The following is a 13,581-nucleotide window of genomic DNA, read 5'->3' on the forward strand; positions in this document are numbered from 1 at the left end:
ATGTTCTATGTGAGAACGAAACGTCTCAATAAGTTGTCCTGCCACCGCTGAGATCAAATGTGGCGGCAGTGGTGTATGAATTCTCTTCGGACAACATCCAGACAACCATAGATGCAACTTCGTTCAGTTCAACGAAGCGATCGCGCGGAATACGCACACGCATATAATCGATAAACTCTGGTGTTAGTCCGTCAAGTATGGGGGTCTTTGCAGTCGTTGGCGTGATGCAATTCACCGCAATGCCCGTTTTTGCCAGCTCTTTTCCAAGCGATTTCGTCAGGCCAATCACACCAGCTTTTGCAGCACTATAGGCGGCCAGATTGGGATTTCCCTCTTTGCCTGCCACAGACGCAATATTGACAATGCGCCCATAATTATTCGCAGCCATCAAAGGAACGATCGCACGGCAGCAGTTGAACGTACCAGTCAGATTAACTGCTATTACTTTGTTCCATTCGTGCTGATCATATTCTACAAGCGGCTTAACTTGGCCTGTAATACCTGCACTATTGACCAGACCATCGACGGTTGAAAATACTTCGCTGGTCCGAGCTGTAGCATTCGCAACACTATCCTCGTCTGCGACGTCGACACCAAACGCGATGCAATCAGCGGAAAGCTTTCTGGCTGCTTTTTCAGCCTCGCCAGCATTCAAATCCCAAATTGCGACGGCAGCACCTGACTGCACCAGCCGGTCAGCGATCGCATAGCCGATACCTTGCGCGCCACCCGTTATGATGACGCGCTTCCCGATCATATCAATCCGATTCATCGATATCCCCTCACCTTTAATTGTGTCTTCAGGCTGCAGCTGTGATCTGCTTCTGGACGCCTAAGCCCTCAATCTCCACTCTCATCGTGTCGCCGGCCTTCAGGTAACGCGGAGGTTTCATACCCATTCCGACGCCGGGAGGTGTTCCTGTCGTAATGACATCGCCAGGCTCCAACTTCATGAATTGAGAAATGTAGGCAACAATGAAAGGCACCTTGAAAATCATCGTGCTGGTTGAACCGTTCTGAACACGTTCACCATTGACGTCGAGCGTCATTGCAAGAGCATCAACGTCAGCAATCTCATCAGGTGTCACCAGCCACGGCCCCAACGGACCAAATGTTGGACACCCCTTGCCTTTCGTCCAAGTTCCCCCACGCTCAAGCTGATACGACCGTTCAGAGACATCGTTACAAACACAATAACCGGCAACATAATTGGCGGCTTCATCCTCAGTTACATAGGATGCGGTTTTGCCTATCACGATAGCAAGCTCGACTTCCCAGTCCGTCTTCTGCGATCCACGCGGAATAAGCACAGTATCGTTAGGACCAACAATGCATGATGGCGCCTTGTTAAACAAAACTGGCTCTGCGGGAACAGGCATTCCGCTTTCCGCCGCATGGTCTGCGTAATTGAGACCAACGGCGATAAAATTGCCAACGCCGGTGATGCAGGAACCCAGCCGAACACCTTCTGGTACAAGAGGCAACTGCTGGATATTAATGCCCGCAAGCACCGTTCCAATTGTAGGAAGCTCTTTGCCGGAAATATCGCTCAGAACAGATGACAGATCGCGAATGGAACCATTGTCATCCACAATCCCCGGCTTTTCAGAACCAGCATCTCCAAATCTGACAAGTTTCATTTTCTCTCTCCCATAGATTTATTGCGCGAAAGGCTTGGCACACTGATTGGCATAGTTTCAGCGATGATCTGCCTCACCTATCCACCAGACAAAGACACGGTTTCATACGCTCGTCAGAGCAGTCCTCGTCCCGCCAGATTTCGCATAAGATGCGATGCGCCAAAGACCCACGGAGGACATTCCGTCGAGAGTCTCACCGTGTTGCGCAACGTTCCCAGTTGACTGTTGGATATCGATACAACATCACCAACATGATGGGTGAAGCCCTGTCCGAGCTGTCCCCGATCCTCCGTGGGAGCAAAAAGCGTTCCCATGAACAAAACCAAACCATCCGGATATTGATGATGCGCGCCGATCGTTTGCGCAACTAGATCAAGCGGGTCGCGGCTGATCTCTTTCATTGAGCTATGCCCACGAAGTAAAAAGCCATCATCGCCTTCAACAGTAAGCGTCAACTCAGCCGTGCGAACATCATCGAGATCATAGGTTTCATCAAACAAGCGCAACAACGGGCCTATTGAACACGAGGCGTTATTGTCCTTAGCCTTGCCTAATAAAAGTGCGGACCGCCCTTCTATGTCGCGAAGGTTTACGTCATTACCCAGCGTTGCCCCTACGATGCGCCCCTGACTGTTGACGGCCAGCACCACTTCCGGTTCGGGGTTGTTCCACTTGGAAGCAGGATGAAGACCTACTTCCGCGCCATGCCCAACAGATGATAGCACTTGCGCTTTGGAAAACACCTCGGCATCTGGCCCGATACCGACTTCGAGATATTGTGACCACACGCCTTCATCAATCAGAGCCGTCTTAACCTGCTCAGCCGCAGCCGAGCCCGCTTTAAGGTCACGTATGCTCTCCCCAATAACAGATGCAATACGGCCACGGATACGTGCCGCCAGTTCCGGGTTTCCAGCAGCACGTTCCTCAATCACACGCTCAACCATTGAACGGGCAAATGTGACCCCACAAGCCTTCACGGATTGAAGATCAATCGGAGCCAGCAAATGTACGCGGCCGTCAGACCCGTTATTGAGCAGGTTTGATATATCGGCAATTGGTTCGCCCACCGATTGAGCGACATAGGCTGCAGGATCGCCCATTTCGAGAAGGTCGCGCATTGTTGGTATGACAGTGCTGGTGATATCGATCACTTGTCCGTTGCGTATCACGACAACAGACGGCCCTTGGACATCTTCACGCCAAACACGCCCTACAAACGTTCCGATTTTAAGAAAATCCTGAGCAGACATAGATTTCTCCCAGAGCTGGTCCATTTTCACGATTTGCGCTGGACAAATTTTGCAAGTCGGCTGACGCCATCCATGAGGCGAGCCTCATCCGAGACTGCATGACACCAGCGTAGCCACCCATTGCCCTCTGGCCCAAATGCAGATCCCGGCGCCAAGCCGAGGCCAGCCTCCGAAACGAGACGTTTGGCGGTTTCAACGGAGTCTGACTGTCCCGCAATGCGGAAGAACACATACATAGCTCCGCCGGCTTCCGGGACGTCCACTCCGGGTATATCAAGAAGGCCCGATACCAGCAGATTGCGCGTTCGTGCCAGCCGGGCGCGAAGGTTTGCAATCTCAGCTTCACCCTGCTGGAGTGCCACGGTCGCAGCTCGCTGTATCGGTTCAAAAACACAAGAGAAGTTATATTCAATCAACTTCGCCAGATCGTCAGCCATTGTGACAGGAGCCGTTATCCAGCCAGCGCGCCAACCTGTCATAGACCAGGCTTTGGAGAAACTATTCACAGAGATAAGGCGTTCGTCGGCATTCATATGCCGCAGAAAGCTTGGAGCAGAGCGGACGGATGGATCATAGATCAGACGCTCATAGACTTCATCGGCAACGACCCAAATCCCCAGCCTTCTGCAATGCGTAGCGATTACCTCAATTTGCTCATCAGAAATCGTCCATCCAGTTGGATTGTTGGGTGAGTTCACAATCAGCATTTTTGTCTCTGGTGTCAGTGCAGACAACAGACGATCAAGATCAAGCGACCATTTTCCTCCGCTCACGTTCAGCGAAACGCGCTCGACATGAGCGCCTGAAATGCGCGGAATTTCCGTGATATTCGGCCAAAGTGGTGTAATAGCAACCACCCGATCGCCCGGAGAAAGCATCAGTTGCGATACGACCCCAAGGCCTGTAACGCCCGAGCCCACCACGCTGATACGATCCGTCTCAATTGTGCGTCCGTGAAGGTCGGACATATATTCGGCAATAGCATTGCGCAAATAAGGACGACCGAGATTTTGGGCGTAGAATGTTTCGCCTGCTGAAAGCGACTGTATCGCCGCATCTCTTATGAACGCAGCCGTCGGCTGATCTGTCTCGCCGAACCAGAATGGAAGAACATCTTCCCGACCCATGGCACTGTTGGCCACTTCTCTGATTTGTGAGCTGGAAAGAGAGCGGACTGCGTCGCGCGCTTGTGTTGGGAACATTTTTTTCTGCAACATTAGTTGTCCTTTCTTGTATCAGGACAGAAAATACTCAGGCATGAACGATGGAATTCAGGAAGAACCGGGCACGTTCGGTCTGCGGATTATCAAAGAAGGCATCGGGTGCATTCTGTTCGATAATCTCACCTTTCTCCATGAAGATGATGCGGTCCGAGATACGGCGCGCAAATGACATTTCATGGGTCACTACCAGCATTGTCACGCCCGTACGAGCAAGGCTCTGGATCACATCAAGCACTTCCCCGACCATTTCAGGGTCCAGTGCCGATGTCGGTTCATCAAACAGCAGCACTTCCGGCTCCATAGCCAATGCGCGTGCAATTGCGACACGCTGCTGTTGTCCGCCAGACAACTGATCCGGATATTTATTAACATGCTCGCCCAAACCGACACGCTGCAGAAGCTGCTGCGCCTTTTCTTCCGCCTCCGCCCAACTGCGACCTCGTACCCGAACCGGAGCAATCGCAACATTGCGCAGGGCTGTCATATGCGGAAACAGATTGAACTGCTGAAAGACCATTCCGACTTCCGCACGAACTTTTACAAGTTCCTTGCCTTCTCGAACCGGAACGCCATCAACGATGATCGAGCCAGATGTGAACGTTTCAAGAAGATTGATGCATCGGATAAGCGTTGATTTGCCGGAGCCGGATGAACCAATAATTCCGATAACCTCACCTTTCCGTACCGAAAGGTTAACATTCTTCAATGCATGGAATTTGCCGTAGTATTTTTCCAAAGCGGAGATTTCGATCAGTGTCTCGGAGCTCTGCTTGTTCGGATTTTCGTTACTCATGATGTTCTTCCTCCCGCGCAACCGCTATCGACGCTTTTTCTGCCGCTGCTCCAGCATGCTGACAACACGGACCAGAGGGATCAGCATCAACAGATAGAGTATGGCTGCACCAACAAGGGGTGAGGGATTAGCGTAGTAAGCCTGCGCCTGTGTTGCCTGTTTCAGCAAATCAGGCAGCGCCACAACCGAGGCAAGTGCTGTGTCTTTTATCAGGCCAACGGCAACCCCGGTTGCCGGAGGAACAACGAGACGCATCGCTTGCGGCAGAATGATATCCACCATCAGCCGTGGCCAGGAGAACCCGAGAGCGTGCGCCGCTTCAAACTGCCCACGAGGAACTGCTTCAATACCAGCTCTGAACGTTTCGGCCATATATGCTGACGCAACCAGCGAAATTGCTGTTGTAGCAGCCCAGAATGCTGACAACCGAAGCCCTACAAAGGGAAGCGCATAATAGACAAGGACGAGCAAGACCAGCAATGGGATTGCACGGAAAACATCTATGTAAGCGATCGCAAAGATTCGTATAGGCCTGGGCGCATACATCCTGATTAGGACAAGAACGAGTCCGAGAATGACCGAGGCAATCAGGCTCGTTATACCGAGTAGTGCTGTCAGTCCGAAGCCCTGCAACATCAACGGGGCCGCGTTCTTCAGAACCTCAAAGTTCAGAAACGTTGAATAAAAATCCATAGGCGAGACCAAACATCCGAATAGTGGAAGACGAATTATCCGTCAGGAAAAGCTGTCGGCGAGACTGCCGACAGCTCACTGATCAACTGGCGATCATTTGCCGGGGATTGGGCGCACAGCAACGGTGCTGGAATCTTTGCTTGGTGCGCTACCGAACCATTTTTCATGGATACGGGCAATTTCACCGTCTTCTTTCAGCTTGCTGATGACAGCATCGAGCTCAGGAAGCAGTGGGCTGTCTTTCGCCAGCATAATCGCGAACTGTTCGTTCGTTGGGATCGTGTCAACAATAGCGTATTGCGGCTTATCCTTGATGTAATATGCATCAATCGGGCAATCATGGACAAAAGCAGCCACGCGTCCGGTGGCGATATCAAGCATAGGTTCGCTCACACCGTCATAACGACTGATTTCGGTGATGCCGTACTTATCTTTGTTTTCCGTCGCCCACATCTCACCAGTCGTGCCGGTTACAACTGCCAGAACCTTCCCGTTCAAGTCTTTCAGACTTTTCACATCGCCATTCGAACTCGTTGTGAGGCAAGCATCAGCGTCATAATAAGGCTGCGTGAAAGCAACAGATTCCAGACGCTTTTCTGTAATCGTAACCGTGCCAATCGCAATATCTGCACGACCGGATTGCACCGTCGCGAATATGCTGTTGAATGGCATCTGGGTATAATTGACTTTTTTTCCTGCCCGCTCAGCAATGAGGTTCACCAGATCGACCTCAAAACCAACGAGATTGCCGGATCCGTCTTCAAATTCAAACGGCACGTTGGCAGTGACCGACGCCACGTTCAACTCACTTGCACCTGCCATCCCGGCGAACATCGAGATTACGCCGGCGATGAGGATTGCACGCTTATTCATGTTTGGAACCTCCCGTTTCCTAGAACAGTCTTGAGTACTGCTGGCAAACGGTTACACTGGGAGAATTCGCGCTGGTATCACCCCTAGGGGGGACAGAACATCAGCGGGCAATGAGCATAAGTATAATGATGAAATTACAGCACAGTGGAACGAACAAAACCCAAGATTCTGTAGTCGCTGAAATGATCTCAGCGATCGACAATCCCGAATATCCACGCGTTGCGATGAGAGCACTCAACCGTCTGGTTCAGGCAGATGCAACAGCAATGTACATCTATTCGGGTGATGAGTTAGTCTATATTCTGGACGACGATATCAGTCATCTTGTGGATAGCAGATTTGTCGATAGTTACCGCAAAACAACATATCGTCTCAACCCGTTTTACCAGCATCACCGGATCGGAATTGAGAGCGGCACTTACACGATGGGACAATTGGCTCGCAGCCAATCCGTCAGAAAGCCCCTCACTGAAGTTACCGGCATCGAAATAGATGATGCTGAAGAAATCGGGTATCGCACGCATGGCTTTCCCAAGCGATGTTCCGAGCTTGCTATTGCCGTGAGGCTATCGCCGCTACAAACGGTTCAAATCGCTCTTTACCGCTCTGGCTACAATGCTTTTCAGACACATGAACTTTCAACACTTAAAGGGCTGAATCAAACATTCAGCGCACTTTACAGCCGATTTTGGCAACATCATCAGCTGAGTAACGTTAGCGACGACAACATACTGCAAAGTGCACTTCATGGCCTGTCTCGGGGAGAGCTCTCGAACCGCGAACAAGAAGTTCTTTTACTTGACTTGAATGGCAGCGATGCGCGCCAAATTGCCGACAGGCTCAAAATCTCGGAAGAGACCGTAAAGACCCATCGCAAACGCGCTTTCATTAAACTGGGCTTGAAAACCAAATCGCAGTTATTTCAAACCATCTTGCGACGAATTATGCATAAGAGAAATATTGACTAGTTGTCTGGTACCATCATGTGATGGTGTGGTTTGACGATAAAAACTTCTGGCTTTGATTTCCAAAGTTCCTGAATGGCTTCATAGGGTGTTTTGAACTTCAAGGCCTTGAGCTGTTTAGTCGGAAGAAGTGTCAGGTTCCGCGTAAATGGAATTTTGATGAAACCTATATCAAAGTCAGAGGCGATTGACTGTACTTGTATCGCGCCGTTGATAGTAACGGGGATACAGCTGAATTCTTTTTCAGCAAAGATCGTGATTTGATCACCGCCAAACTCTTTCTTTGCAAGGCCCTCCCGCCATGGCAGGCCAGAGCCTATTGCCATTCACTCCAGCAAGTATATGAGCAACACGGTTGAGCAAGACCATCGCTGTATCAACACATCTTTGCAACGGAACCGCTATGTGTCATGCGTTGATAACCTTCTCAACAAAGTTGATAAAGTGTCATCGGGTCCCGCAGCAGACTGGATGTATTCGATGCCATCGGACCGTGAAGTAGACCTGCGGACGCTGCTTGGGCTGTAGCCGAAATGCTGCGTGAATGCCCGCGTGAAATTGGCTGCCGTATCGAAACCAAATAGTTGCGCAATATCGGACACTCTGCGGTTTTCCGATGCATTCGCAAGCATCTCGTGTGCCGCGAGCAATCGTTTCTGACGAATATAGTTGAGCACCCCACCCGAGCCTTCGAACAGCTGATAAAGATGCGTACGTGAGATAGCGAGCTCTCTGCTGAGAGCATCGGGCGTGAGTTCGCGAGACATGAGATTCTTCTGGATGAAGCGTCTGGCTTTTGTCATCAAGCCGAGAGAAGCATTGTGCTCGTTCGTATCGGTTTCCTTCACCAAAGGGGCAATCGTGTCAAATACGAGTTGGCGCAGGGCATCACGCAGCTCCGGAAACTCCTCGCTTCTTATATGGTCCAGCCCCGCCTGGATCGTCGATACGAAGTCGATCAGCAATTTGGCGCGATACCCTCCGAGCGTTGCATTGTTGCACGCCTCCGGCATACCGCCCAGACCAGCGAAATGATCGACCGGAATGATCAGCAGCACCACGTCCGTGGCCAGCGCACGACCGCGAAACGGATAGCCAAACGAACGGATATTGATCATGCCCGGCTCGTTTTCCGCCACACGATCATCCACCGCCGTCCATGTGCGACCGCTTCGCAGAAAACTGATCTGCCAGTGATCGATCGGGCTGAAACGAACCTTTTCTGCTGTGCGTTCATAACTGAATGGAGGAACAGTCTGTTCTATGAGCAGCATGCCGCGCAGATCCCAGATTTTCTGGGTAACGGCAAAACCGTCTTCGACATTCACGCCATCCGGCATCCGCACATCATAGAGCGGAGCCACATGCTGTTGCCATGCAGGAAACTGCGCTGAGGGCTCCAGCTCTTCAGTCGTAAAGATCAGCGGGGTCAGAATATTGGTGCTTCGGGCATCTTCTCCAAGGGGCGCGAGTGGAACGCGCACTGACTGGCGGCGCTCCACAAAATCGGGCTTCAGATCACGCGAGGCCTTGTCGCTCGGGGATGTCACGGCAACTCCCTAAACCAACTCACGGGTCCGAGGTACGCGGAATGCCACCCAAGTCCCTGGCGGGATACTAGCACTTGAGTAAGTAAAATCCAAGCAACTGAAAAACTATAGTCTATTTATTGGTTAACCCGTGCAGTTGATCATGGCGTCCATCGGCACTGCTATCTCATAAGCATCGAAAATGCTTCACCTATGACGATAGCTGCGTGCATGCCTGGCGTTCGATGAGGTTTCTGCGTGCCTGAAGAAACTTCAGAAGAGGTGCTGGAATACAGCTGATAAAATGACCTGACTGTATCGGATTTGATGAAAATTTTCATGAAAATCCGGCCAGAATATTAAAACGCATCCGATAGAAAGCACGGCAATAACAACCGGAGGCAATTGTATGAACAATGTATTTGCATGTACTGTGCGCCGCGAAAGCTTGAAATGGGCTGCCGCTATTGTCGTTGGACTGTCCGCTTCATTATGCCTGACGGCAGGCGCCGAAGCCAAGGATGCCCGCAAGCAGAAAAGCGAAACGGTTTCCGTTTACCTCGTCAAGTACAAGGTGAATAGCCAAGCACGCTACAACAAGCCTGCATCGGCCAAGGTCATCAGGGTTTCCGCCACGCAATACGCGGCCGGTACGTCCTATGTGTGCACGCCGAGCGGTTTCGGGCAGAAATCCCGCTGCTTCATCCGCGATTAGAGCATTTCCAGCAAGAGTTCGAAGCGTCTACGCGGGGAAATCAGTTCACTCGACTGATTTCTGATCCCACTTCGATGCGCAGGATAATGCGACGAAACAAATATTTAGAGCATATTCCGAAAAGTGAGAAACGGCTTTCGGGTACGATGCGCAATAACGGAAACAGTCAGAGTGTCGATCTGATTCAATCAGATCGACACTCGATGACATACCGGCTCGCAAGAACTCCATACAGATCAGCGAGCCGGCATGCTTGCCTGGCGATTATCTCGCCTTGGCTTTCATGATCGCCAGTCCCTTACTAATACGGTCACCGCGCAGCAGCTTGGCGGCCTCATCGGTCGGGCGTGGCGGATTGTTGCGGAAGACATACCAGCTGCCGCCCAGCGAGCGCTTCTGATAGATGACACCATCTTTCTCGCGATGGAGAAAGCAGGTCGTATCGCCGCCGCCGCCCGTCTTGTTGACCCAATAGGCCTGCAGGCAGAGCTTGCCGCGATTGGTGGCGTACCAGCGCCCCTGCCCGTAAGACCACGCCCTGCCTTTCTGCGACCAAGCGATGAAACGATGTCTGTCGGCAGAGAAATAGCCGCCGCCATCCTTCCATTCCCATGATTTACCGGAATAGAGCGCGTCAAGCGCTTCGGCTGATAGCGGTACAGCTGCCGTAGCCTTGATGGCGATCGGGTCCTCGGTTTTCTGCTTCGGCGCCGCATCGGCAGCGCCTGCCAGAAGAAGCACGGACAGCGCCGCACTTACGGTTCTCAAACGGATCGAAAACATTGTCGTATTCCTGTTCAGACGTTAGAGCATTTCCAGCAAAAATGCGAAGCGGTTTTGCGTGAGGTAAATGCGACGAAACAAATACTTAGAGCGGTTCCAGCGCCTCCGTTTTAACTGGAACCGCTCTAGGGTCTGATCAAGACGCATTCGCGCCTCCGGATCATTCAAGCGGATGGTTCGCGACCCGCCAGTCAGGTCGCCCGACACCGCGTGGCCACGGATAGACTTCGCGGTCATTGAAGTAGACGGTCGCAGTCAGTTTCGGAAATTCGGGCTGCGGCTTGTTGGTCTCCTGCGCCCAGGCCCGGACATAGGCGTCGCTTCCTTCATAGCCGAGTTCGGCGATGACGATCGGCTTCTTGAAGCCCACCACCCGGTCGTATCCCGGTTTTGTCCGTTCAACGAATGTGGACGCATGTCCCAGTTCCAGCATATCATAAGGTTCGTATCCGAACACCGACAGGCCGATCACATCGACATAGCCATCGCCCGGATAATAAGCCTCGAGCCCCGCATCTCCCTTCGGCGACCACATATATTTGGCATTCGGCAATGACTTGCGGCAGACATTGACCGCATGCTGATAGGCGCGGACATAGCCCTGTGCCGACCAGTAGGACCAGGTGAACTGGCCCCTCTTGTCATCCATTTCCTGCGCCCAGCGAATGGTCACAGGGCTCTTCAGCTTCGAAGCCGCGGAGCAGACGGCAGCCATGTTTGTATCGTAATGCCCCCGCACGATTCCGCTCAGGAGATCATCCGGCGCAACACGCCAGTCGCGAGCCCACGACCAGGGTTCGACGGTGATCAGCAGTTCGCGACCCCGTTCCTGCGCATAGGCATCAGCGGTTGACAGGCTCGTCAGGTCCACATCCTCCCACGGAAGGAACAGATGTTCGATGCGGGAATTGGGATCGTTGGTAAAATCCCCGTGCGGATCATAGGCCCCGAACTTGATGGATTGCGGGGTTATGACCGGGCGCTTGTCGTGGAACATGTTGCGGGTATTGACATTGGCACCCGAAACACCGCTCGCCGCGTAAACAGCGGTTGAAAGCAGCCCACCGCAAAGAATTGCTGTTGCTATTTTGTATGAGGTTTTCATCGCCGCCTCCTTTATTGTACGGGCGATTGGGCAACGGGCAACGCCAGATTCAGCGCTTCCGTTTTGGGCGTTATTGTTTCGATGGAGAGGAGCTTGCGCGCCTCGTCATCCTTGTTTCCGCCAGCATGGCGGAAGACGTACCAGGCACCGTCCGGCTCGCGTTTCTGATAGATCGTCCCATCGGCGATACGGTGGGAGAAGCAGGTCTTGTTCGGGAAGACATCCTGAGCCAGATGCCATTTCGCATCGAAGCACATCTGGCCCGACCAGGTGATCCGCCAGCGGCCTTCAGCCCATACCTTGCCTTTCTCGCCATCAACACGGGCGGTGAAACGGCGGTTCTGGCTTTCCATCCGGCCAGCGCCGTCGGCCCACTGCCAGTTCTTGTCGCGATAAAGTATGTAAAGCTCGGCAGGCGTCATCACACGGGCGCCGTCGGGCAAACCATCCGCAGCGACCGTTACTGCTCCCGCTGGTGTGCTCAACCCGGCAAGCAGGACAAAGAGCGGCAGACCACATCTGCTCCGATCGGTGTTCCAACCAGACCGGGACCTTTGGTCTTCAAACATCACATGTTTCATTTGAACCTCCCACGACCTTCAGGTTACGCGCACCCGCCAAGGGTTCTAGCGATTGACGGATGCGCGCGTGCGGCAGAATGTTTGTTGGTCTTGTTTCCTGCCGCTGTTGAACAGGACGGCCGATCGTCGAAATCCGGAAGCCCAGATTCCCGGCGATCACCGGTGAAAAGACATTGCGCAGGTCGATGAGTACGGCGTCCCGCATGACCTGTTTCATCCGAACGAGATCAAGCTTGCGGACACTGTCCCATTCGGTCACGACTACCGCCGCATCAGCTGCATCCAGGCATTCATAGGGGTCGTCGTAAAACTCAACATCGCTGAGAAGACGGCGCGCATTCTCCATTCCGGCGGGATCATAGGCACGGATGCTGGCACCAAAGCGCTGCAAGGTTTCGATGAGCGGAATGGACGGTGCGTCGCGCATATCATCCGTATCGGGTTTGAACGTGAGACCGAGGACGGCAATCGTCCGGCCTTCGACACTGCCGCCAAGCGCATCCAGCACCTTCAGCGCCATGCGACGCTTGCGCGCTTCATTGACGGTGACCGTTTCCTCGACCAGTCGCAGAGCGACCCCGTGATCCTGCGCGGTGCGCAAAAGCGCTATCGTATCCTTCGGAAAACAGGAGCCACCATAACCCGGCCCCGCATTGAGAAAGCTGGTGCCGATACGCTTGTCCAGCCCCATGCCGAGCGCCAGCTCGGTGACATCGCTGCCGACTTCCTCACACAGATCCGCCAATTCGTTGATGAAGGTGATCTTGGTGGCGAGAAAGGCATTGGCCGCATATTTGATCAGTTCCGACGTCCGGCGCTGCGTGATCACGATTGGCGTCTTTGCGGCCTCGAGCGGGGGAGCATAAAGGGCGACAAGCACGGAACGTGCACGCTCATCTTCCACACCGATGACGACCCGATCCGGCTCGAGGAAATCGCGGATCGCGACACCCTCGCGCAGGAACTCCGGATTGGACGCGACGGAGAATGTGCCAGGCCTGCGAACCGAGCCGATGATCTTTTGCACCACATCGCCTGTGCCGACCGGAACGGTGGACTTGACCACGACGACACTATGGTCTTCGATCAGCGGCGCAAGCTCGCGAGCGGCCATATAGACGAAGGACAGATCTGCATCGCCGTGACCTGCCCGTGCCGGTGTGCCGACGGCGATGAAGACAAGCTCCGCACCCTTAACGGCTTCCGCCAGATTGGTGGTGAATCTCAGCCGGCCAAAGGCGAAATTGCGTTCCACCAGCTCATCCAGTCCCGGCTCATAGATCGGCACGATGCCGCGCTCCAGCCGGACAATCTTCTGGGCGTCCTTGTCGACGCAGACGACCTCGTGTCCCCATGCCGCGAAACACGTGCCACTGACCAATCCGACATATCCCGTACCGATGACAGCGATCTTCATAATCGTCGCGC

General features: G+C 53.2%; 14 protein-coding genes and 2 pseudogenes. 3 read left to right on the top strand and 13 right to left on the bottom strand.

Annotated elements, in window-relative coordinates:
- Positions 1-25: 25 nt before the first annotated feature.
- The 7 genes from CEV33_RS22475 to CEV33_RS22505 form a co-directional block, all read right to left on the bottom strand.
- On the bottom strand, positions 26-772 hold the full coding sequence (locus tag CEV33_RS22475) for an SDR family NAD(P)-dependent oxidoreductase (RefSeq protein WP_094542570.1): 747 nt from the start codon (positions 770-772) through the stop codon (positions 26-28).
- Positions 773-800: 28 nt separating this feature from the next.
- Positions 801-1,640 carry a fumarylacetoacetate hydrolase family protein gene (locus tag CEV33_RS22480; RefSeq protein ID WP_094542571.1) on the bottom strand — a complete coding sequence of 280 codons (840 nt, stop codon included), beginning with the start codon at positions 1,638-1,640 and terminating at the stop codon, positions 801-803.
- 113 nt (positions 1,641-1,753) lie between these two features.
- Positions 1,754-2,893, bottom strand: coding sequence for a fumarylacetoacetate hydrolase family protein (locus CEV33_RS22485; protein ID WP_094542572.1), 1,140 nt, complete (start codon positions 2,891-2,893; stop codon positions 1,754-1,756).
- A gap of 26 nt (positions 2,894-2,919) precedes the next feature.
- Positions 2,920-4,110, bottom strand: a complete 1,191-nt coding sequence (locus CEV33_RS22490) for a pyridoxal phosphate-dependent aminotransferase (RefSeq protein ID WP_094542573.1) — start codon at positions 4,108-4,110, stop codon at positions 2,920-2,922.
- A 34-nt stretch (positions 4,111-4,144) separates the two neighbouring features.
- Positions 4,145-4,909, bottom strand: coding sequence for an amino acid ABC transporter ATP-binding protein (locus tag CEV33_RS22495; protein ID WP_094542574.1), 765 nt, complete (start codon positions 4,907-4,909; stop codon positions 4,145-4,147).
- A 24-nt stretch (positions 4,910-4,933) separates the two neighbouring features.
- Complete coding sequence (locus CEV33_RS22500) at positions 4,934-5,602, bottom strand: amino acid ABC transporter permease (RefSeq protein WP_094542575.1); 669 nt, start codon at positions 5,600-5,602, stop codon at positions 4,934-4,936.
- 93 nt (positions 5,603-5,695) lie between these two features.
- Positions 5,696-6,475, bottom strand: coding sequence for a transporter substrate-binding domain-containing protein (locus CEV33_RS22505; protein WP_094542576.1), 780 nt, complete (start codon positions 6,473-6,475; stop codon positions 5,696-5,698).
- A 125-nt stretch (positions 6,476-6,600) separates the two neighbouring features.
- Between CEV33_RS22505 and CEV33_RS22510 the strand changes: the two genes are divergently transcribed.
- On the top strand, positions 6,601-7,443 hold the full coding sequence (locus CEV33_RS22510; RefSeq protein ID WP_167388220.1) for a helix-turn-helix transcriptional regulator: 843 nt from the start codon (positions 6,601-6,603) through the stop codon (positions 7,441-7,443).
- Here CEV33_RS22510 and CEV33_RS22515 read toward each other — a convergent pair.
- Positions 7,440-7,559 (bottom strand): annotated as a pseudogene (locus tag CEV33_RS22515) (IS481 family transposase); the annotation flags it as partial. The gene CEV33_RS22510 and the pseudogene CEV33_RS22515 sit on opposite strands and share 4 nt — an antisense overlap.
- Between CEV33_RS22515 and CEV33_RS24555 the strand changes: the two are divergent.
- Positions 7,557-7,818 (top strand): annotated as a pseudogene (locus CEV33_RS24555) (DDE-type integrase/transposase/recombinase); the annotation flags it as partial. The pseudogenes CEV33_RS22515 and CEV33_RS24555 overlap by 3 nt on opposite strands.
- A 23-nt stretch (positions 7,819-7,841) precedes the next feature.
- On the opposite strand, the gene CEV33_RS22525 reads toward CEV33_RS24555, so the two are convergent.
- Entirely contained in the window at positions 7,842-8,990 is a 1,149-nt protein-coding gene (locus CEV33_RS22525) for a helix-turn-helix domain-containing protein (protein WP_094542578.1), read from the bottom strand.
- 388 nt (positions 8,991-9,378) lie between these two features.
- On the opposite strand from CEV33_RS22525, the gene CEV33_RS22530 reads away from it, so the two are divergent.
- On the top strand, positions 9,379-9,684 hold the full coding sequence (locus CEV33_RS22530) for a hypothetical protein (RefSeq protein ID WP_094542579.1): 306 nt from the start codon (positions 9,379-9,381) through the stop codon (positions 9,682-9,684).
- Positions 9,685-9,948: 264 nt separating this feature from the next.
- On the opposite strand, the gene CEV33_RS22535 is transcribed toward CEV33_RS22530, so the two are convergent.
- From CEV33_RS22535 to CEV33_RS22550, 4 genes are all read right to left on the bottom strand, one after another.
- Entirely contained in the window at positions 9,949-10,467 is a 519-nt protein-coding gene (locus CEV33_RS22535) for a DUF995 domain-containing protein (RefSeq protein ID WP_094542580.1), read from the bottom strand.
- A gap of 160 nt (positions 10,468-10,627) precedes the next feature.
- Positions 10,628-11,572, bottom strand: a complete 945-nt coding sequence (locus tag CEV33_RS22540) for a glycoside hydrolase family 26 protein (RefSeq protein WP_094542581.1) — start codon at positions 11,570-11,572, stop codon at positions 10,628-10,630.
- Positions 11,573-11,583: 11 nt separating this feature from the next.
- Positions 11,584-12,153 (bottom strand): DUF995 domain-containing protein, encoded by a 570-nt coding sequence (locus CEV33_RS22545; RefSeq protein ID WP_094542582.1) that lies wholly within the window; start codon positions 12,151-12,153, stop codon positions 11,584-11,586.
- Entirely contained in the window at positions 12,134-13,570 is a 1,437-nt protein-coding gene (locus CEV33_RS22550; protein ID WP_094542583.1) for a UDP-glucose dehydrogenase family protein, read from the bottom strand. Before CEV33_RS22550 ends, CEV33_RS22545 begins: the two co-directional genes overlap by 20 nt.
- Between the last annotated feature and the right edge of the window lie 11 nt (positions 13,571-13,581).

Origin of the sequence: Brucella grignonensis (assembly GCF_002252505.1) — a bacterium.
GTDB lineage: Bacteria > Pseudomonadota > Alphaproteobacteria > Rhizobiales > Rhizobiaceae > Brucella > Brucella grignonensis.

Bases quoted from the DNA above. Each gene is read 5' to 3' on its own strand.
- CEV33_RS22475 (WP_094542570.1), bottom strand. From the start codon at position 772: ATGAATCGGATTGATATGATCGGGAAGCGCGTCATCATAACGGGTGGC.
- CEV33_RS22480 (WP_094542571.1), bottom strand. From the start codon at position 1,640: ATGAAACTTGTCAGATTTGGAGATGCTGGTTCTGAAAAGCCGGGGATT.
- CEV33_RS22485 (WP_094542572.1), bottom strand. From the start codon at position 2,893: ATGTCTGCTCAGGATTTTCTTAAAATCGGAACGTTTGTAGGGCGTGTT.
- CEV33_RS22490 (WP_094542573.1), bottom strand. From the start codon at position 4,110: ATGTTGCAGAAAAAAATGTTCCCAACACAAGCGCGCGACGCAGTCCGC.
- CEV33_RS22495 (WP_094542574.1), bottom strand. From the start codon at position 4,909: ATGAGTAACGAAAATCCGAACAAGCAGAGCTCCGAGACACTGATCGAA.
- CEV33_RS22500 (WP_094542575.1), bottom strand. From the start codon at position 5,602: ATGGATTTTTATTCAACGTTTCTGAACTTTGAGGTTCTGAAGAACGCG.
- CEV33_RS22505 (WP_094542576.1), bottom strand. From the start codon at position 6,475: ATGAATAAGCGTGCAATCCTCATCGCCGGCGTAATCTCGATGTTCGCC.
- CEV33_RS22510 (WP_167388220.1), top strand. From the start codon at position 6,601: ATGATGAAATTACAGCACAGTGGAACGAACAAAACCCAAGATTCTGTA.
- CEV33_RS22530 (WP_094542579.1), top strand. From the start codon at position 9,379: ATGAACAATGTATTTGCATGTACTGTGCGCCGCGAAAGCTTGAAATGG.
- CEV33_RS22535 (WP_094542580.1), bottom strand. From the start codon at position 10,467: ATGTTTTCGATCCGTTTGAGAACCGTAAGTGCGGCGCTGTCCGTGCTT.
- CEV33_RS22540 (WP_094542581.1), bottom strand. From the start codon at position 11,572: ATGAAAACCTCATACAAAATAGCAACAGCAATTCTTTGCGGTGGGCTG.
- CEV33_RS22545 (WP_094542582.1), bottom strand. From the start codon at position 12,153: ATGAAACATGTGATGTTTGAAGACCAAAGGTCCCGGTCTGGTTGGAAC.
- CEV33_RS22550 (WP_094542583.1), bottom strand. From the start codon at position 13,570: ATGAAGATCGCTGTCATCGGTACGGGATATGTCGGATTGGTCAGTGGC.